The sequence below is a fragment of the Croceimicrobium sp. genome, from assembly GCF_965228705.1.
In the GTDB taxonomy this organism is placed as follows: domain Bacteria; phylum Bacteroidota; class Bacteroidia; order Flavobacteriales; family Schleiferiaceae; genus Croceimicrobium.
In genome coordinates this window covers 3,575,257-3,593,531 of sequence record NZ_OZ245832.1, presented here as the reverse complement: position 1 = coordinate 3,593,531, position 18,275 = coordinate 3,575,257, and the positions used below count along the sequence as shown (strand labels likewise).

Below are 18,275 nucleotides of genomic sequence, written 5' to 3'. Positions count from 1 at the left end.
CTAATTGATTTGATCCCCTCTTAAGCGACGATAGGCCTTCCTTGCATCACTGGCAAAGAAACTGTCAACATGTTCCGTAAACAGCTGCTCATAAGCCTTCATAGCCGCATCAGTGTGGTTTAGTTTTTCTTCCGTTTTTCCAATTTCATAAAGGGCATCGTCTACCAGTATATCATCACTGTATTCATCCACCACCCTTTGCCATAATTTAATGGCCTCTGCATCCTGATGCTGCGCTCTTTTTATAGATGCGCGCAAATACAAGCTTTCATCAGCAATAGGATGATCCGCATAACCAATGTCTAATACTTCCAAAATGGCCAAAGCCGAATCGTAAATTTCACGATAGTAAAAGAGATCCGCCCGAGCATAGGCTTCCAAAGCCTCCGTTGTGGAGTCCAGAGCCATATTATCGGTTATCAAGAGCGAATACTGCATGGCATCATTGGCAATCAATTTCGAAGTTGATTCTTTCAATACCGAAAATATCCCTTGTGCCCATTGAAAGTCGCCCACATAATAGGCTGCCTTAGCCCTTTTAAATTTGGCTTCTTGACCGATTACTGATTGATCCAAAGCCTTCTCTGCCTTGCGATAGTAGATGATTGCATCCCAGCGTCGCCCGGTAAAAAGCAATAAATCGGCATAGGCAATTTGCGCCAGTGCCTGATCATCTTCACCTATCCAGGAACGATCAAATAAGGAAGTTAAAATGGCTTCGGCCGTATCTGCTTGATTTAAACGATACGCATAAACCTCCGCTAAGGGAATCATTAAATCGGCTTGAAAAGGATCCCCTCTAAAGCCCTTGCCATATTGCTCATAGTCGGCCGCCAAAGATTGCCAAGCTTCCAGCGTACTGCTCTCCGATTCTTGCAAGCTATGCTTACGTGAGTCCAGCCAAGCAATTACCGAAGATTGATAATAGGAATAGCTATCCCCTTTATCCAATTCATACTTATAGATGCGCGCGGCCAAATCGAAATCCCCGGCATTATAGGCCAGTCGGGCTAAATTGGAAATCTCCTTTCCTTCTAATCGACCCTGACGATCCAAGGCTCGCAACTGGGTAAAGGCGGCTCTGAAGTTTTCTTCCTGACTGTAAATATGAATCAAGAGTTCATTGAATCGTTCCGGTGCTCCACTTTGAATGCGTTTAATGATTTCCTGCTTGAGCAATTCGAGATTTTCATCCCTCTGACCTGCTTCGATGGATTGAGCCAGCAGTGCTTTTACGGTAGCCAAATAGCCGGGGGTTCGCTCCACCATCTGCAGGTACATTTCATGCATTTTAGGAATATCACCCAGCTCGCCAAAGAGCAAAGCCATCTGATAGTCGAAATTCATATTCGAATTTTCCTTTAAAGCATGTTGATACACGCTTAAAGCGCGCTGGGTATAGCCTCGGTCAGAAAGGGCTTTTCCATAGGCATAGGCTTGCCCCGGACTGCGATCAATGATTTCAAGAATTGATTCCATCAACTTTTCCGCATCCCGCTGATCCTCCTGCTTTAGATGTAAATAGAGTTGATCTACTTCAAAATTGGCCTTTCTACCGGGAAGGCGACGCGCCCAATCACGACTGAGCTTAATTGCGTCACGATATTCTTCCAGTACCAAATAGGAGTCAAAAAGCAATTGATAGACCTGAGGTTCTACACTTCGTTCCCCCAAGTCTTCCAATTTATCGATAACCTTCTCGTACTCTTGATCTTGAAAGTACTGCTTAGCCAAGGCTAAAGCTTGAGCATCATTAGCTTGATTAGGACTTTGGCTAAAAGCCGGAAAGGTCCACAAACAAAGGAGGCCAAATAAAATACTAAACAGACTTTTCAATGGAATGGGCTATTGAGCCAAGCTATCGCTTTTGGAAACTAAATCCAAGTAGCGTGCTTCAGCAGTATCCCAAATAGCTTTCGCTTCCAATACGGGCATAATACGCTTGCCGATTAAAACTTGCATATCATTCAAAGCTTTTTCTTCCGCTTGAATGTAATCTCTAACCTGAGCCGTATCCAATTTCTGATCTTCGAGGCTATTGCGTAAAGATTCCAATTGTGATTTGGAATAGGCCAAGCCACGACGCATCTTCTTATAATCGCCGCTGTACTTCATATAGGGATGATGCACCACATCGATATTCGCCATGGTCTCCGTCCAATAACGCTTATCTTGCTGATCGGCCATAGGACCTGATAAAATCTTGTACAGGGAATCAACCTTTGGGAAGTCCTGTAAAATCTGAGTTGAATCTACTTGATCAAAAGATTTCTGAAGGCTATCGTTAATAGCCAACATAGAGTCGACATGAGCAATTTCCTCAGCGTACTGAGCTTCTCCAGAATTACAGGCCCAAAGCAAGCTGAGGCTTAAGGCCGATATGATAAGTTTACGCATGAATTATATTTTGTCGAATCCCGTAAAGGCTTGTAATGCCTCAGGAATTCGTATTCCATCTTCCCCTTGATGATTTTCTAACAAGGCGGCAACGATACGTGGCAAGGCCAGTGCACTACCATTTAAGCTGTGCAATAACTGGGTTTTCTTGTCTTCACCACGATAACGAATTTTCATTCGATTAGTTTGGAAAGTCTTGAAATTGGATACGGAACTTACTTCTAACCAGCGCTCTTGCGCCGCGCTCCATACTTCAAAATCGTAGGTAATGGCCGAAGTGAAGCCCATATCACCGCCACATAAACGAAGAATTCGATAGGGTAATTCCAGTTTTTCCAAAAGCCCCGCTACATGCTCTACCATAGAATCGAGCATAGGCATAGAGTCTTCCGGCTTGGTAAGACAAACGATCTCAACCTTATCAAATTGATGCAAGCGGTTTAAGCCTCGAACATCTTTACCATAAGAACCTGCCTCGCGACGGAAACAAGCAGAATAGGCCGTGGCTTTGATGGGTAAATCTTCATCTTCGATGATATCGCCACGGAAAATATTGGTGATGGGCACCTCCGCGGTGGGAATCGCATAAAGCTTATCCTCCGTTACGTGGTACATCTGCCCTTCCTTATCAGGTAACTGACCGGTTCCAAATCCTGAATCTTCGTTCACCATTAAAGGCGGTTGATACTCCTCAAAACCAGCATTGCGGTTTTCCTCCAGGAAGAAATTGATTAATGCTCTTTGCAAACGAGCACCCTTTCCTTGATAGACCGGGAACCCAGCACCAGTAATTTTTACGCCCAGATCAAAGCGAATCAACTTCAGCTCTTCGGCCAATTCCCAATGCGGTTTTGCGCCTTCGGGCATGGCTTTGATTTCACCCACTCGCTTCACTTCCTCATTATCGGCCTCCGATTTCCCGGCAGGCACAATATCAATCGGAACATTAGGCAAGGCTACTAGATCTTGTTCCAGGCTGTTCTTTAGTTGCTCCTGCTCTTGCTGAAGCTCCTTAATGCGATCTTTTAATTCGGCTGTGCGCGCTTTGGCCTTATCGGCTTCATCACGCTTGCCTTCCTTGTATAAAAGTCCAATTTCCTTCGAAATATGATTGCTTTCGGCTAAAGCCTGATCCAGATCATTCTGGTTTTGTCGACGCAGTTCATCGAGCTTTAAAATATCTTGAATACTCTGCTCCGCGTCGAGGCCACGCTTTTTAAGGCCAGCTGCTGCTTCCTGAGCATGTTCACGGAGATAAGTGATTTCGAGCATGATTGTGATTTTGATGCGAATTTACAATAGAGCGAAGAGACCTGATAGCCCGGGAGAATTAATTCTTTAGGGCCCTAAATGAAAAAATCCCTCGCCGACATAAGCCAACGAGGGATCTGAATACGATATCACGCGCAGCTTAGGCCTGAGGCTCTACTGATACGAATGATTTGTTATTTCTTTTCTTCTGGAATTTCACAGTACCGTCAGTTAAGGCGAATAAGGTGTGGTCTTTACCCATACCTACATTCTCACCAGGATTGTGACGAGTACCACGCTGGCGCACGATGATGTTACCGGCAATAGCTTGCTGACCACCAAAGATTTTTACACCTAAGCGTTTACTTTCCGATTCGCGTCCGTTCTTGGAACTACCTACTCCTTTTTTGTGAGCCATGTCTTCTTAATTTTAAGGTTTCGGTTTACCTGAACTAACCGATGCCAGTGATTTCAATTTGAGAAATGTACTGACGGTGACCGTTCATCTTCTGGTAACCTTTACGACGTTTCTTCTTAAACACTAATACTTTGTCAGCTTTCAAGTGCTGTACAATTTTGGCATTTACTTTCATGCCTTCTATAACCGGGGCGCCAACTTCTACCTTACCGTCATTGTCGGTTAACATAACCTTATCAAAAGAAAGTTCGGAACCTTCTTCTGCATCTAAACGGTTAACGTAGATACGTTGATCTTTCTGTACTTTGTACTGATGCCCTGCTATCTCTACGATGGCGTACATACAATATCATTTTTAAGGGCTGCAAATTTAGGACAAAAAATCAAGCGACTGATCATCAAAGAGTATTTTTTTCATTTCTTAATCACTTCGCTTTCAAGATGTCGCCAAAGGTAAAAAACTAAAATACTGTTAAGACCGACCTCCATCCGTACCGAAAAGGCCTGTTATCTAATGTAGGCTCCTTAAAAAGTGTTAAAATTGCCTTCCGCTTTCAACGGGAAAATAGATCATTAAATAAATCGAAAACGACATGAAGAAAAAGCTTTTGGGTTTGATTCTTCTTCTGGGATTCGGATCAGCGCAAGCTCAGACCGATATCAAATTTGAAGAATATGACCTCCCCAACGGTTTGCACGTGATTTTACATGAAGATCACAGCACCCCTATTGTTGCAGTTAGCGTACTGTACCATGTGGGAAGTAAAAACGAAAAAGAAGGACGCTCGGGCTTCGCTCACTTCTTTGAGCATTTAATGTTTGAAGGCTCTCCTAATATTGAGCGTGGCGAATACATGAAGATTGTGCAGGCTAATGGTGGTGCCCTTAATGCCAACACTTCTTTTGATCGTACCTATTATTATGAAATCCTTCCTTCCAATCAATTGGAATTAGGTTTATGGTTAGAGAGTGAGCGTATGCTTCAAGCTACTGTAGATTTGGAAGGCGTAGAAACTCAACGTGAGGTTGTAAAAGAAGAAAAGCGTTTACGCATCGACAACCAGCCTTATGGTTCTTTCCAGGCTAAGATGTTTGGTGCCGCTTTTGGCGACAGTTATTATGGTATCCCTCCAATCGGTACCATGGAAGATTTGAATGCTGCCGAAACTGCAGACTTCACTGATTTCTACGAAACTTTCTATGTTCCTAATAATGCTACTCTTTCGATCGCGGGGGATATCGACCCTAAACAAGCTAAGGCTTGGATCGAAAAATACTTCGGTGGCATCCCTGCCGGAACCAAAGAAATCCCTCGCCCTACTGAAGAACCAGCCGGTTTAAGTGGTGAAGTAATTGACACCGTTTACGACAATATCCAATTACCCGGTATCATCATGGGTTACCGCAGTCCTAAACAAGGTACTAAGGAAGCTTATGCTATGGATATGATCTCTACTATTCTTTCGGATGGACAGAGCTCACGTTTATACAAGTCTTTAGTAGATGACCAACAATTAGGTTTGGTAATCCAGTCTTTCCCTTTCACCTTAGAAAACGCTGGGGTATTTATCACCTTCGGTTTGGCTAATCAAGGCGTAGACCTTAATCAGTTTATTGCCGCTATTGATGCTGAAATTGCCAAGATGACTACCGAAATGATTTCAGAAAATGAATACACCAAAATTCAAAATCAGCTTGAAAACGATTTCGTTTCTACCAATGGTAGCATGGCCGGTATCGCAGAAAGTTTAGCTGATTACCATGTGTATTTGGGCGACGCTAACTTGATCAACACTGAAATTGAAGAGTATCGCAATATCGATCGCGAGTTTATTCTGGAGGTAGCTAAGAAATACCTGCGTCCTGAAAATCGTGTGGTATTGATTTACTTACCTAAAAACGAACAATAAATAACAGCATGATGAAACGCATTTTAACCAGCGCATTGGCCATGCTGATTAGCGTGGCAGCTTTTGCTCAACTCGATCGCTCGGTGCGCCCAGAACCCGCGCCCGCTAAGAACATTGAGTTTGGCGATTACGATGTATATAAATTGGATAATGGCTTAACCATTATCGTGGTGGAAAACGATAAGCTTCCTCGGGTATCTTTTAGCCTGGTCGTTGATCGTGACCCAATTTTTGAAGGCGACAAAGCCGGATATGTCTCCTTGGCCGGACAATTATTACGTCAAGGAACTACCAACCGTAGCAAAGACCAGTTAGATGAAGAAATCGACTTCATTGGTGCCAGTCTCTTTACCGGATCCAGCAATGTGTACGCGGCTGGCTTAACTAAGTATCAAGAAACCTTAGTAGAGCTTTTAGCAGACGTAGCCTTAAATCCATCCTTCCCTGCTGAAGAATTCGACAAGCTGAAAAAACAAGCCATCTCCGGTATCGAAAATGCCAAGGATGATCCTAATAGCCTTTCCAGCCGCATTTTCAACCAAAGCCTTTATGGCAAAGATCACCCTTACGGTGAATTGCAGTCTGAGGAAAACGTGGAAAACATCAGCATCGAAGATTGTAAAAACTACTACAATAACTACTGGACTCCCAGCAAGACCTACATTACTGTAGTGGGCGACATCAAAGCACGCAAAGCCAAAAAGTTGATCAAAAAGTATTTTGGCGACTGGCAAGCGAAAGAAATGCCGGCTGCTACATTCCCTGCCGTTCCTCAATACGACGGTACAATTGTTAATGTGGTAAACCGCAACAGCTCAGTACAAACCGTGCTTTCAATTGGTAACACCATTGATCTTAAACCTGGCGATCCCGATATCGTGAAACTACGGGTTGCCAACCAAATCTTAGGTGGTGGTAGCATGGGACGTTTATTCCAAAACATCCGTGAAGACAAAGGCTATACTTATGGAGCCTACTCTAGCTACGATTCTGATCGTTTGGTAGGTGAGTTTAGCGCCGGAGCCTCTGTGCGTAATGAGGTTACCGATAGTGCTGTAGTAGAATTCATCAAAGAATTTGAGCGTTTGCAAATGGAAGCAGTTAGCGATGAAGAATTGCAGGCTGCAAAAAACAATATTATTGGTGAGATCGGCCGTTCTTTGGAAAGCCCTCAAACCATTGCATCTTACGCCCTGAATATTCAGCGTTACAATTTACCGGAAGACTACTACAGCAATTATCTAACTCGCTTAGACGCTGTTACCAAGGAAGATATCATGGCAGTAGCTAAAAAGTACTTCCACACCAATGCCCTGGTAATAACCGCGGTAGGAAAAGGTGCTGAAATTGCTGCCGGATTAGAAAAATTCGGTCCGGTTACCTATTATGATTTCTACGGTGAAGAAACCGGTCCTCCCAGCCTGCCTGTTCCTGATGGCATGACTGCCCAAAATGTATTGGACGGTTATATTAAGGCCTTAGGTGGACAGGAAAATTTAGACAAGGTAAAAGACCTTACTATTACCAGTACCATTGCTATTCCTGGCTTACCAATGCCTGCCAAAGGAGTGACCATGCGTAAACGTCCTAACTTGTTTAAAAACGAAATGAGTGTAGACGGTATGGGCGTGATGCAGAAAACTGTTTATACCGGTAAGAAAGCCAGCATCAGTGGCATGGGTGGTAGCAAAGAAGTAACCGACAGCGAAGAGCTTAAAACTTACGAAGCTCAAGCTACCTTCTTCGCCGAAACCCAATACCCAGCCTTAGGCTACACCTTAGAGCTAACTTCTATTGGTTTTGTAGATGGTGAAAAAGCCTATGTAATGGAAGTAACCAGCCCTGAAGGCGATAAAAGCACCGAGTTCTACTCTGTGGAAACCGGCTTGAAAATTAAAGAGGAAAGCAGCTTTGAAGGCCCAGAAGGCCCCATGACTGCCAGTACTGCTTATGCCGACTACCGCTTGGTAAATGGTGTAATGTTCCCCTTCTCAATGACTATCAGTCAAGGTCCTCAGAAAATCAAATTCGAGGTTAAAACCGTAGAGGTGAACAGTGGATTGAAAAAAGCGGACTTCAACTAAGAAGCCTGTTTTAAGATATCAGAAGCCGTCTCATTAATTTGAGGCGGCTTTTTTATTTACGATTCTTTGCCAATCGCTTGCGAATACGATCGGCCGGCGAGCCCTTAAGATTTACCAGATAAACCCCGGCTAAAATCAAGAGCATGCCCACCAAATGCTCAGGACCTACATCTTCGCCATCCCAAATACCCCAAAGTAGAGCCACCAAAGGAATGGCATAAGTAACACTGGCAGCAAAAAGAGAGCTGGTTCCCTTAATGAGGTAATTAAAGAGGATTACCGCTAAACTGGTCCCCACTACCCCCATTATGGAGATATAACCCAAATTAAGCCAGGCATTAGGATCCGATTGCATGATCTCCAGAAAGTCGGTGCTGAACACATAGATCAAAGCCAATGGCCCCACCGTGCTAGTACTAAAAAGGGTGATGGACAAAGAATCCAAATCCTTCAACTTGGAATTAATGGTATTAATACTCAGTGCATAACAAACTGTAGCGATAATGGGGTAAATCCCAAAGCCAAGCTTATCGGCATCAATTTGCAGACCGGGCAATAGTAACCATAAAGCTCCGGCAAAACCCAGAATAATCCCCGTTACACCAATCCAACGCACCCGTACTCCAAACCAGATCAACCCAATAATCAAAGTGAAAAGCGGCACCAAAGAATTTAAAATCCCCACCAAGGAAGAATCTAAACGGGTTACCGCCAAGGGAAACAAGATATAAGGGATGGCATTCCCGAAATAGCCTACAATGGCCGAGGGCATGGTATCTACCTTCTTCCAAAGCTTAAATTTTCGAAAAGCAATAATTACCGTGAAAATCCAGGCCGTGGCAATTCGCAGCATGCCTATTTGGGCAAAATCGAAGCTCTCCAAACCACGCTTCATCAGGATAAAGGAGCTGCCCCAAATCAAGGCTAGCAAAATAAACATGGCCCAGGCCAGAGCAGGATTTATCTTCGGTGTTTTCACGCCGCAAATGTATCTATTTGTTGGCGCCGCAGACCCCGCTATATTTGCCAGATAGAATGTATCGATACTTCCTCAAATATTTGGGCATTTCCAGTCTGATTTTCAGCCTGATACTCCCCTCTGTTTTAAACCTGAGCCTGTTTTCCTGGCGCAGCTTAGAATTGAGGAAGGAGCTAAAAGCCCGTTTTAAAAGCGGAATCCCTGCCGAAGAATGCACGATATTCTTATTGGAAGCCCTGGAATATCAAAATCTCGACTGGGACAATGCAACGGAATTTTTCTGGAAGGATCATAAGTACGACCTCATCGCCCTGGAGGTAGAACAAGGACAAATTAAGCTTTTAGCTTGGCTCGATGAGGACGAAAGTGAATTGAAACGTCGCTTTCATCAATTATTGAAACAACATCCCCCAGAACAAGAGGACTGCCCCATAGCCCTAATCGACCACTTTAAAAATTTCTTTCTGGATTGGCCTTTGGCTTGGACGGCTTTCGCCGAATATGACTTTCATGTAGATCGATGGATCAATCCAGAGAGTAGTGCACACTTACAAAATTTAAGCCCTCCTCCCCGATTGGGATTATTCACCTCCGTCAATTTTTGAATAATCCTTAATTAAAAAATCATGAAAAAAATATGGAGCCTGGTTGTAGCGATTATAGCCGGAAATGCTCTTTATGCACAAAACTTAAAAGTGGTGGATGCGGTTGAAGGCGAGGCTATTGAACATGCCATCCTGCGCATTCGTGCGGAACATTTGATCCCTCTTTACACGGATGATCAAGGAATGGTAGATATCACCGTCTTTAAAGGAAGAGAAATTACCATTAGCGCTTTAGGTTATCACCAAAAGACCTTGACCTATCAGGAAATCCAAGACTTAGGCTTCCTGGTTAAATTGAATCCAAAACCCATGGCTTTGGATCAAGTAGTAATATCCGCTTCTCGCTGGAGCCAATCCTCACGAGAGCTGCCCTACCATATCAGCAGTATAAAAAGTCGGGACATTCATTTCCAAAGTCCACAAACAGCTGCTGATTTACTTGGCCAGAGCGGTGAGGTATTCATCCAAAAAAGCCAGCAAGGTGGCGGTAGCCCCATGATTCGAGGCTTTGCCACCAATCGCCTGCTAATTGCTGTGGATGGTATCCGGATGAACAATGCCATTTTCCGCTCTGGAAACTTACAGCAGGTAATATCTCTGGATCCCCTCGCTATCGAACGCAGTGAAGTATTCTTTGGTCCGGCATCTGTGATCTATGGCTCAGATGCCATTGGTGGAGTGATGAGCTTTAATACCCTTCGCCCGGAGTTTAGTACCGATACTGCCCTGCTGGTTTATGGATCCGCTTACAGTCGATATTCCTCTGCGAATCAGGAATTAAGTCAGCATGTAGATTATAATGTAGGCAGTGAAAAACTCGCCTGGCGCGGAAGCTTTAGCTACAATCGCTATGGTGATTTACGCATGGGTTCGCAGGGTTCGGATGAATTGCTACGACCTTTTTCGGTGCAGCGCATCGATAGCCAGGATGTAGTAATTCGCAATACGGACCCTACTTTACAGCTTAATACCGGCTTTGAGCAATTTCACACTTTGCAAAAACTGCGCTATCGCCCCAACAGTCACCTGGATTTCGAATACAGCTTTATGTATTCTCGCACCGGAGATTACGATCGTTACGATCGCTTGATCCGAACCAAAAATGGATTACCTCGTTCAGCTGAATGGTACTACGGACCTCAGGTTTGGGCCATGAACAAATTCGAAGTAAACTACCGCAAATCCAGTTTACTATCTGATGGCGCCACCCTAAGGATCGCTTCGCAGGTATTTGAAGAAAGTCGCCATGATCGTGATTTTGGCAGCACGGAACTCAATCACCGTATTGAAGATGTGCAGGCCCTATCCTTGAATTTGGATCTCCAAAAGCGCATCTCCGAATCGCATAAACTCTTTTACGGACTGGAAGCTATTCGCAATGATGTGCGGTCCACCGGAACCGTAGAAGATATTATGAGTGGAGATATTAGCAATGCTGCGTCCCGCTATCCTCAGTCGGATTGGTCGAGTTATGCGGCTTATCTAAACCATGAATGGGAAATGAGTCAAAAATTCACCACCCAATTAGGATTGCGATACAATCACTTTATCATCAACAGCGATTTTAGCGATAACCTGCCCTATTATCCTTTACCCTTCTCTAGAGCAGAGATTAATACCGGTAATGTAACAGGGAGCCTGGGATTTGTATTTCGCCCTACCGAAAACTGGAAATGGCGTTTAAATCTGGGAACCGCTTTCCGGGCTCCCAATGTGGATGATATTGGCAAGATCTTCGATTCGGGCGACGCCATTGTGGTGGTTCCGAACCCTGATCTCAAAGCCGAATATGCCAACAATGCTGAGTTTGGTGCTGCCACTCAATTATGGGAGAGCATTAAACTGGATGCCAGCGCTTATTACACCTATTTAGATCAGGCTATGGTGCGCCGACCTTATACTTTAAATGGACAAAGCAGCCTCTTTTACGATGGTGAATTGAGCGAAATTCAGGCGGTACAGAATGCAGCCCGTGCTCAGGTATATGGCGTGCAAATCGGTTTAGATTGGAACTACAATCAAACCTGGTTCTGGCGTAATCAGTTTAACTGGCAAAAAGGAGAAGAGGAAGATCAAGATGGTGTGGTTGGACCTTCTCGTCATGCTGCCCCTTGGTTTGGAGTAAGTCGTATCCAGTTTGAGAATAAAGGTTTAAGATTAGAGGCCAATATTCAGGTTTCTGGCGAAGTGAGTGCCGAAAACCTCAACTTCGAAGAGGCCGGAAAAAGTTATCTCTATCAAACCGATGCCGATGGCTATGCCTATTCTCCCGGTTGGTATACCCTCAATTTCAAATCGAGCTATCAGCTCAATGAAGCCTGGACGATCAGCGCTGGGATCGAGAATATTACCGATCAACGTTATCGTCCCTACAGTAGTGGTTTGGTTGCAGCAGGACGTAACTTCATTTTGGCCGCCCGCTTTAAGTTTTAAAGCATTGCTCCATAAAATAATTCGAAAGCCGGCCTTAGCGCCGGCTTTTTTCATTCTGGCAATTCTTGCTAAAGACATAGCTATCAATCAACTTATTTGGATGCAGAGCCTTTGGGCCCTATTTTCGAACCTTTCCCTATTCCAAAAGTTTATCATTCCATGAAAAACACCACTACTCTATTTTCAGCATTACTATTTTCTGCAGGCTTGCTAGCCCAGAGTCAAACCTGGGAAACACTTAGCGGTATTCCCGATGGTATCCACCACCCGGTAACCTTTGCCATTGGCGATTACGGATATTCTGTAACCGGGGTATCCAGCTTTGGAGCCGAGACCGATAATGCCTATCGCTATAATCCGGTAACCGATACTTGGTCTAATCTCACGGATTTTCCTGGCGGGGCACGAGGCTTCGCTATTGGACTTAGTTATAAGGGCTATGGATATTTAGGTTTCGGAGCTAGTAGTAGTCAGTACTTCAAAGACCTTTGGCGTTTCGACACCAGCAATAACCAATGGACGCAATTAGCAGATTGTGGCTGTGTTGGCCGTCGGCATCCAGCTTTAATGGCCGCCAATGACAAAATTTACCTGGGATTAGGTAATGATAATACCGGAGACCTCAAAGATTTTTGGGTCTATGATATTCCTACCGACAGCTGGACCCAATTACCGGATATCCCCGGACCGGCACGCCACCACCCATTTATGTTTGCCACTAATGGTGAAGTTTATGCCGGAATGGGCCATGGAGGTAATTTCATTTATGATGATTGGTATCGATTTGATACTGTGAATAACAACTGGCAAAGCATGAATAATTTTCCCGGTGAAGCACGAGTAGCTGGAACCCAATTTGACCATGCCGGCTATGGTTATGTACTCAGTGGCGATGGCGACAATCACAGTTTTATGGGCACAGGCGAAATGTGGCAATACGAATCTGGCACCGACACCTGGACGGAACTGGATCCCCATCCTGGCTTTAGCCGCTGGGCTCCCGGATCATTTGTTATTGGTGATACCCTCTATTTCTTTGGTGGTTTCGATCGAGCCAATTCGACATTCCCCACCGACATGTACAAGTACTTTTTCAATACCAATGGTATCGGTCTATCTGAGCTGAAGCAAGAAGCCTCCCTCTTTTACCCCAATCCCAGTACTGGCATTATTCGCATTAATCCAGCCTGGATTGAAAATGAATTAAAGCTTTACAATTTACAAGGGCAATTGCTGCAAGGCTGGACAAAGGCCCCTGGGGAGATCAACCTCAGCAATCTACCTCCGGCTATTTATATCCTTGAATTGAAAGACAATAAAGGTCAGATACAGCGCGAAAAATTTTGGAAAAAATAAATGAGCGCTCCTTCGGGAGCGCTTTTATTTTGGAATCCTTCTATCTACAATCATGACTTAAATTTGCGGCATGAAAAAGTGGTTGTTAATTCTGTCGCGAATCGAGATTGTTCTAATCTTTTTGGTAATCATTGCGGGTTCTGTAGTTCGAATGAGTGGCTCAGGTATGGGTTGCCCCGATTGGCCCAAATGTTTTGGTCATTTAATTCCTCCAACTGAGCGCAGTCAACTCGATTGGAAAGCCAATAGCCACTTCAATAAAAAGCAGATCATCATTAAGGATGAGGCCCTCTATTATGCGGTGGAGGATTTCACCAGTGGCAGTGAATACAACCCTGAAAACTGGGCGAAATATACCCGCCATGATTATGCCCTATTTAACCCTACCCATACCTGGATTGAATACGGCAACCGTTTGATCGGTGCTTTATCGGGCCTACCTATGCTTCTCATGTTTGTACTGAGTTTAGGGCTGATTCGTCAAAATTGGTGGTATACCGTACTCTCTGGTGCAGGTCTTTTTATGTTAGGTTTCGAAGCCTGGTTGGGTAAATTAGTCGTAGACGGAAATTTAATCCCGGGTAGCATCACCATCCACATGATTGGCGCCCTTTTGATTGTAGCGATCCTATTGGTATTCAACAGTCTTTTAGAGAGAGAAAATGATGAAGCTTCTGCATATACCTCCAAATTCAAAATGTGGAGCATCCTGGCTTTAATCCTCAGTCTGGTGCAGATTGGCCTTGGCACTCAAGTGCGTGAAACCATTGACAGCCTACAACAAAGTGGCATTGCCCGTGGTGAGTGGATGAATAATATGGATTTGATATTCTATATCCATAGAAGCTTCTCCATCTTAATTTTGGCTCTAAACCTCTGGCTCTGGCAACAAAACCGCAAATTACAATTGGGCTATTGGCAATGGAATGCCGTTTTAGTAGTGCTGATTTTAGAAATTCTGGTGGGCGTGATTTTGGCCTATTTTGATATGCCTTATTTCGCACAACCGGTCCATCTATTGTTGGGATCAATGCTATTTGCCTTGCAAAGTCACGCCCTTATCAAAATGATTTTGAATGGCCGTAGAAGGGTAATTCCTATAAATTAATAGGACTGCCGATAGGGTTTTCGTAAAGTATGTCCAGAGCCCGAATACTATCCTCTAGTGGAACTTGCAGTACTACTTTCGTGAAGCCAATACCGGCTAGTACACTATTGAGGTTTTCATTGGTCAAGAAACAAGCAATCCCTTCTGACTCCAATCGGCTTTTAAGCACATAGGCTTCATTTACACCATTGAACTCCGCTATGCTTACGAGTTTTCCCATTCGAGGCTTTCAATCATACGAATCATTTCGCCCCGCATAAAGTCGTTCACCGGCTTAAGGGAGTCGGCATTAGGGCTGGCGTAATAATAGAGTACGCCGCGTAAAAAATGATCCGTACTGTCCGTCATGAAAAACTGCATGCTGGTAGCAGCATCGCCTTTAAGCTGATAGAGCAAACCATAGACTCGTTTTTGCTCATCGATATAGAGTTTTTCATCAATTCCATCCGCTTTTACCGTATGCTTATAGGCCAATTCATGACCTTCATAAAGCAAGGTATCCAAATTATCCTCAGTTACCTGACGATAGGTTAACTGTAAAGTAGCTTTAAGCCTGGGGTATTTGATATCGTACCAGCAACGACCTTTATCCTTTAGGCTCGCCACTTTATTATAATCGAAATGAAAGGGGCAATCGCCATTAAACTCCTGATAGTCTGCTGTTGGCATATCAATACGAAAGTAGCCCTTGGGTTTAGGGCTATAATCACCCTCACAAGCACCTAAGAAAAGGGCACTTAAAACGATCAGCTTAAGCTTCTTCATCTCCTTGCTTTTCCATCAAGCTTACCTTGATGCGTTTCATGCGGCGACCGTCCAGGCTTTCTACTTTAAAGCGATAATGCTTGTAGTCGATCTCCTCGTTTTTCTCAGGAAATTTACCGGCTACTTCCAAGAGCAAGCCGGCCAAGGTTTCGGCCTCATCCAAAAAGTCTTCGAAATCACTTTCTACCGCACCGATAACTTTAAAGAAGTCGGTGAGGTGAATCTTCGCTTCGAATACATAATTGCGATCATCGAGCTTGGAGTAAAAAAGTTCCTCCTCATCAAATTCATCGCTAATTTCTCCTACAATTTCTTCAATAATATCCTCCAGGGTTACGATCCCAGAAGTACCTCCATATTCATCCACTACAATAGCCAAGTGGATTTTACGATCTTGAAACTCACGCAGAAGGTCGTCGATCTTTTTATTCTCGGGCACAAAGAAGGGCTCACGCAATAAGCTTTGCCATTGGAAATCATCCCCAGCCTCAATATGGGAAAGCAGATCCTTGATGTAGAGAATACCTCTTACCTGATCGAAGCTTTCTTCATAAATCGGGATCCGCGAAAAGCCGCTGCTCAAAATCACCTCCATCACTTGCGGATAGGTAGAATTCTGATCCAGAGAAACCACATCCATTCGAGGCTTCATAATCTGCTTTACATTGGTAGAGCCAAATTTGACAATACCTTCTAAGATCTTCTGCTCTTCTTGTGGACTTTCTTCATTACTGGTAATTTCCAGAGCCTGACTTAAATCGTCTACCGACAAAGCTTCGGAGCGCGTTTGCAATCGCTTTTCGAAAAAGCCGGTGGAACGAACTAAAAGAATACTCACCGGACGGAACAATCTGCGCAGGACAAACATAGGTCCACACATGATTAAGCCAAATCCTGTACTATTCTTTGTTGCATATACTTTAGGTAAAACTTCCCCGAATAATAAAATCAGGAAAGTGATTACCCCGATCTGAAAGATTAGCCCTAATTGCTCATTGGCACTGAAATCAAACAGCGCATCACTTAAAAACTTGGAGAGGATTACGATCCCCACATTTATAAAGTTATTGGCGATAAGGATTGTTGCTAAGAGGGTTTTCGGATGATCCAATAGTTCCGTAAGCGTGTCCAAGCGCGGGTGTTTACGCTCCTTTATTTCGTCAATATCGCGGGGAGTGATTGAGAAAAATGCTACTTCAGAGCCGCTCACTAAAGCGGAACCTAAAAGCAGGATTAAAAGCAGAACCAGCGGAAAGAGCAGGTCCAAAGTAAAGGGTTGAAGGATATCGCTAAGGAAAAGTAAACTCGACGGTTCGGGGTCCAAGGTTTGTATTTTGGTTAAACTTAGAACGGTAGATCGTCTTCTTGATCTTCCGCCTGGGGACTAAATGATGGTCCCGTGGATGGAGCACTGCTGGCAGCACCCGTATTGTTTCCGTATCCTCCGGATTGAGCTTCAGATGGAGCCGAAGCAGGTCGACCGCCCAACATCTGAAAATTATCGGTCATAATTTCGGTGGTATAGCGCATTTCCTTGCTGCTGGGATCTTGCCAACTGCGGGTACGGATACGGCCTTCTACATAGACCTTTTCCCCTTTCTTAATGTATTTGCTTACCACATCTACCAAGCCACCGCGTACTACAACATTATGCCATTCGGTTTGGGTAACCTGCTCGCCATTGCGGTTGGTATAAGATTCTGAAGTAGCTAGCGGAAAGCGAGCCAGGGATCCCCCATTTTCAAAATGCTTCACCTCGGGGTCGGCTCCCAGGTTTCCAATCAAAATAACTTTATTAACGCTGCCGTTGGCCATAGTAGATTTTTACAATGAGCTTAATTAACAAATATAACGAATGCCACCTGCTAATCAAGCGGCAAAGTTAGTTGATTTTCGTCCAGGAATTTGCGTAGAGGACGGGGAAATGCAAAGTCTTCTAATTGACTAACAGTCACTTTCTTCCAGGCTTCTCCCTCTATTAAAGTCGCATCCGGCGAAAGCCGCAAAAGCCAAACCGTTATAAGCAGGCTTTGATGACTTAATTTATGCAGGGGCAATGGGCACCTTCGAACTTCCAGTTCAGAGCGCTGAATACCAAGCCCTTCTAATAGTTGTAAGGCCTCCGAATTTGTTAATTCTTGCCCGCTTTCATATAGTGGAAATTGAAATAGACCTTTCCAAATACCTTCTTGCCTTTGCTGCAACCAGGTATTTGATTGTTGCTGAATAAACCAATAGTTCAGATAGCGCTTGCGATCGTATTTCTTCTTTTGCTTTACAGGCAATTCCTGCTGTATTCCACGAGCCCGGGCCTGACAAACATCCTTTAAGGGGCAAACCGAACAATCAGGGTTTTTAGGTTTGCATACAATTGCTCCCAATTCCATTAAGGCTTGATTATGACTTGCCGGATCCTCCCGATTGAGAAATTCATCGGCTAAAGCCTGAAAGCGCCTTTTACCTTTTCCGCTATTCACCGCTTCATATTCGGCATACAAACGACTTAAAACCCTTTGCACATTGCCATCAACTACGGCATAAGGCAGATCGTATGCAAAGGAGGCTATTGCCCCTGCAGTATAATCGCCCACGCCTTTTAATTGTCGGATTTCCTCGTATTGTTCTGGAAATTTCGCGTTGTGCTCTGCAACTATATATTGAGCTGCCGCGTGCATATTTCGGGCCCTACTATAATAACCTAGGCCCTCCCACAGTTTTAATACCTCAGTTTGCGGCGCTTCGGCTAAATCCTTCACCTCAGGATAGTTTTCGATAAAGCGCTCGTAATAAGGTAAGCCCTGATTAACTCGGGTTTGTTGCAGGATTATTTCACTAAGCCAAATCGAATAGGCATTGCGCGTTTTGCGCCAAGGAAGCGGTCGATAATGCTTTTGATACCAATTACGGAGATTATATTGAGCTGATGATAAATCCAAAATATTTGTATTTGAGCGCTTTAGATAGAAAAA

17 protein-coding genes are annotated in these 18,275 nt (G+C 44.1%); 6 read left to right on the top strand and 11 right to left on the bottom strand.

Features of this window, described 5'->3' with window-relative positions; genetic code table 11:
• From ACO05P_RS16020 to rplU, 5 genes are all read right to left on the bottom strand, one after another.
• The gene (locus ACO05P_RS16020; protein WP_421752432.1) at positions 1 to 1,836 is read right to left on the bottom strand and encodes a tetratricopeptide repeat protein; all 1,836 of its coding nucleotides are present in this window, start codon (positions 1,834 to 1,836) and stop codon (positions 1 to 3) included.
• Between the two features lie 9 nt (positions 1,837 to 1,845).
• Positions 1,846 to 2,397 (bottom strand): hypothetical protein, encoded by a 552-nt coding sequence (locus ACO05P_RS16015; protein ID WP_421752431.1) that lies wholly within the window; start codon positions 2,395 to 2,397, stop codon positions 1,846 to 1,848.
• 3 nt (positions 2,398 to 2,400) lie between these two features.
• On the bottom strand, positions 2,401 to 3,669 hold the full coding sequence (gene serS, locus ACO05P_RS16010) for a serine--tRNA ligase (protein ID WP_421752429.1): 1,269 nt from the start codon (positions 3,667 to 3,669) through the stop codon (positions 2,401 to 2,403).
• Positions 3,670 to 3,808: 139 nt separating this feature from the next.
• On the bottom strand, positions 3,809 to 4,066 hold the full coding sequence (gene rpmA, locus ACO05P_RS16005; protein WP_421752428.1) for a 50S ribosomal protein L27: 258 nt from the start codon (positions 4,064 to 4,066) through the stop codon (positions 3,809 to 3,811).
• 34 nt (positions 4,067 to 4,100) lie between these two features.
• Positions 4,101 to 4,409: a 50S ribosomal protein L21 gene (gene rplU / locus ACO05P_RS16000; protein ID WP_421752426.1), complete on the bottom strand. Its 309-nt coding sequence runs from the start codon at positions 4,407 to 4,409 to the stop codon at positions 4,101 to 4,103.
• Between the two features lie 250 nt (positions 4,410 to 4,659).
• On the opposite strand from rplU, the gene ACO05P_RS15995 reads away from it, so the two are divergent.
• Together ACO05P_RS15995 and ACO05P_RS15990 are read left to right on the top strand one after the other, a co-directional pair.
• The gene (locus ACO05P_RS15995) at positions 4,660 to 5,976 is read left to right on the top strand and encodes a M16 family metallopeptidase (RefSeq protein ID WP_421752424.1); all 1,317 of its coding nucleotides are present in this window, start codon (positions 4,660 to 4,662) and stop codon (positions 5,974 to 5,976) included.
• Between the two features lie 8 nt (positions 5,977 to 5,984).
• Complete coding sequence (locus ACO05P_RS15990; protein WP_421752422.1) at positions 5,985 to 8,060, top strand: M16 family metallopeptidase; 2,076 nt, start codon at positions 5,985 to 5,987, stop codon at positions 8,058 to 8,060.
• A gap of 52 nt (positions 8,061 to 8,112) precedes the next feature.
• Here the strand turns inward: ACO05P_RS15990 and ACO05P_RS15985 are convergent, their stop codons facing one another.
• On the bottom strand, positions 8,113 to 9,039 hold the full coding sequence (locus tag ACO05P_RS15985) for a DMT family transporter (RefSeq protein WP_421752420.1): 927 nt from the start codon (positions 9,037 to 9,039) through the stop codon (positions 8,113 to 8,115).
• Between the two features lie 56 nt (positions 9,040 to 9,095).
• On the opposite strand from ACO05P_RS15985, the gene ACO05P_RS15980 reads away from it, so the two are divergent.
• The 4 genes from ACO05P_RS15980 to ACO05P_RS15965 all read left to right on the top strand — a co-directional run bounded on the left by ACO05P_RS15980 (position 9,096) and on the right by ACO05P_RS15965 (position 14,541).
• Positions 9,096 to 9,644 (top strand): hypothetical protein, encoded by a 549-nt coding sequence (locus ACO05P_RS15980; protein WP_421752418.1) that lies wholly within the window; start codon positions 9,096 to 9,098, stop codon positions 9,642 to 9,644.
• 21 nt (positions 9,645 to 9,665) lie between these two features.
• The gene (locus ACO05P_RS15975; RefSeq protein WP_421752416.1) at positions 9,666 to 12,077 is read left to right on the top strand and encodes a TonB-dependent receptor plug domain-containing protein; all 2,412 of its coding nucleotides are present in this window, start codon (positions 9,666 to 9,668) and stop codon (positions 12,075 to 12,077) included.
• A gap of 159 nt (positions 12,078 to 12,236) precedes the next feature.
• On the top strand, positions 12,237 to 13,433 hold the full coding sequence (locus ACO05P_RS15970) for a kelch repeat-containing protein (protein ID WP_421752414.1): 1,197 nt from the start codon (positions 12,237 to 12,239) through the stop codon (positions 13,431 to 13,433).
• A gap of 70 nt (positions 13,434 to 13,503) precedes the next feature.
• A complete protein-coding gene (locus ACO05P_RS15965) occupies positions 13,504 to 14,541 on the top strand; it encodes a COX15/CtaA family protein (protein WP_421752412.1) in 1,038 nt (345 codons plus the stop codon).
• Here ACO05P_RS15965 and ACO05P_RS15960 read toward each other — a convergent pair.
• Genes ACO05P_RS15960 through mutY form a run of 5 tightly spaced genes read right to left on the bottom strand, consistent with a single transcriptional unit; the run spans position 14,531 to position 18,242 of the window.
• Positions 14,531 to 14,761 carry a putative signal transducing protein gene (locus tag ACO05P_RS15960; protein ID WP_421752410.1) on the bottom strand — a complete coding sequence of 77 codons (231 nt, stop codon included), beginning with the start codon at positions 14,759 to 14,761 and terminating at the stop codon, positions 14,531 to 14,533. The two genes, ACO05P_RS15965 and ACO05P_RS15960, sit on opposite strands and share 11 nt — an antisense overlap.
• Positions 14,746 to 15,306 (bottom strand): gliding motility lipoprotein GldD, encoded by a 561-nt coding sequence (gene gldD, locus ACO05P_RS15955; RefSeq protein WP_421752408.1) that lies wholly within the window; start codon positions 15,304 to 15,306, stop codon positions 14,746 to 14,748. Before gldD ends, ACO05P_RS15960 begins: the two co-directional genes overlap by 16 nt.
• Positions 15,293 to 16,630, bottom strand: a complete 1,338-nt coding sequence (gldE, locus tag ACO05P_RS15950) for a gliding motility-associated protein GldE (RefSeq protein WP_421752406.1) — start codon at positions 16,628 to 16,630, stop codon at positions 15,293 to 15,295. Before gldE ends, gldD begins: the two co-directional genes overlap by 14 nt.
• Before the next feature lie 20 nt (positions 16,631 to 16,650).
• Positions 16,651 to 17,121, bottom strand: a complete 471-nt coding sequence (locus ACO05P_RS15945) for a single-stranded DNA-binding protein (protein ID WP_210757652.1) — start codon at positions 17,119 to 17,121, stop codon at positions 16,651 to 16,653.
• 50 nt (positions 17,122 to 17,171) lie between these two features.
• Complete coding sequence (gene mutY, locus ACO05P_RS15940) at positions 17,172 to 18,242, bottom strand: A/G-specific adenine glycosylase (protein WP_421752403.1); 1,071 nt, start codon at positions 18,240 to 18,242, stop codon at positions 17,172 to 17,174.
• Positions 18,243 to 18,275 lie beyond the last annotated feature (33 nt).

What these genes read in the sequence shown, in the direction of transcription:
- ACO05P_RS16015 (WP_421752431.1), bottom strand. Translation starts at nt 2,397, where the DNA reads ATGCGTAAACTTATCATATCGGCCTTAAGCCTCAGCTTGCTTTGGGCC.
- serS (WP_421752429.1), bottom strand. Translation starts at nt 3,669, where the DNA reads ATGCTCGAAATCACTTATCTCCGTGAACATGCTCAGGAAGCAGCAGCT.
- rpmA (WP_421752428.1), bottom strand. Translation starts at nt 4,066, where the DNA reads ATGGCTCACAAAAAAGGAGTAGGTAGTTCCAAGAACGGACGCGAATCG.
- rplU (WP_421752426.1), bottom strand. Translation starts at nt 4,409, where the DNA reads ATGTACGCCATCGTAGAGATAGCAGGGCATCAGTACAAAGTACAGAAA.
- ACO05P_RS15995 (WP_421752424.1), top strand. Translation starts at nt 4,660, where the DNA reads ATGAAGAAAAAGCTTTTGGGTTTGATTCTTCTTCTGGGATTCGGATCA.
- ACO05P_RS15990 (WP_421752422.1), top strand. Translation starts at nt 5,985, where the DNA reads ATGATGAAACGCATTTTAACCAGCGCATTGGCCATGCTGATTAGCGTG.
- ACO05P_RS15980 (WP_421752418.1), top strand. Translation starts at nt 9,096, where the DNA reads ATGTATCGATACTTCCTCAAATATTTGGGCATTTCCAGTCTGATTTTC.
- ACO05P_RS15975 (WP_421752416.1), top strand. Translation starts at nt 9,666, where the DNA reads ATGAAAAAAATATGGAGCCTGGTTGTAGCGATTATAGCCGGAAATGCT.
- ACO05P_RS15970 (WP_421752414.1), top strand. Translation starts at nt 12,237, where the DNA reads ATGAAAAACACCACTACTCTATTTTCAGCATTACTATTTTCTGCAGGC.
- ACO05P_RS15965 (WP_421752412.1), top strand. Translation starts at nt 13,504, where the DNA reads ATGAAAAAGTGGTTGTTAATTCTGTCGCGAATCGAGATTGTTCTAATC.
- ACO05P_RS15960 (WP_421752410.1), bottom strand. Translation starts at nt 14,761, where the DNA reads ATGGGAAAACTCGTAAGCATAGCGGAGTTCAATGGTGTAAATGAAGCC.
- gldD (WP_421752408.1), bottom strand. Translation starts at nt 15,306, where the DNA reads ATGAAGAAGCTTAAGCTGATCGTTTTAAGTGCCCTTTTCTTAGGTGCT.
- ACO05P_RS15945 (WP_210757652.1), bottom strand. Translation starts at nt 17,121, where the DNA reads ATGGCCAACGGCAGCGTTAATAAAGTTATTTTGATTGGAAACCTGGGA.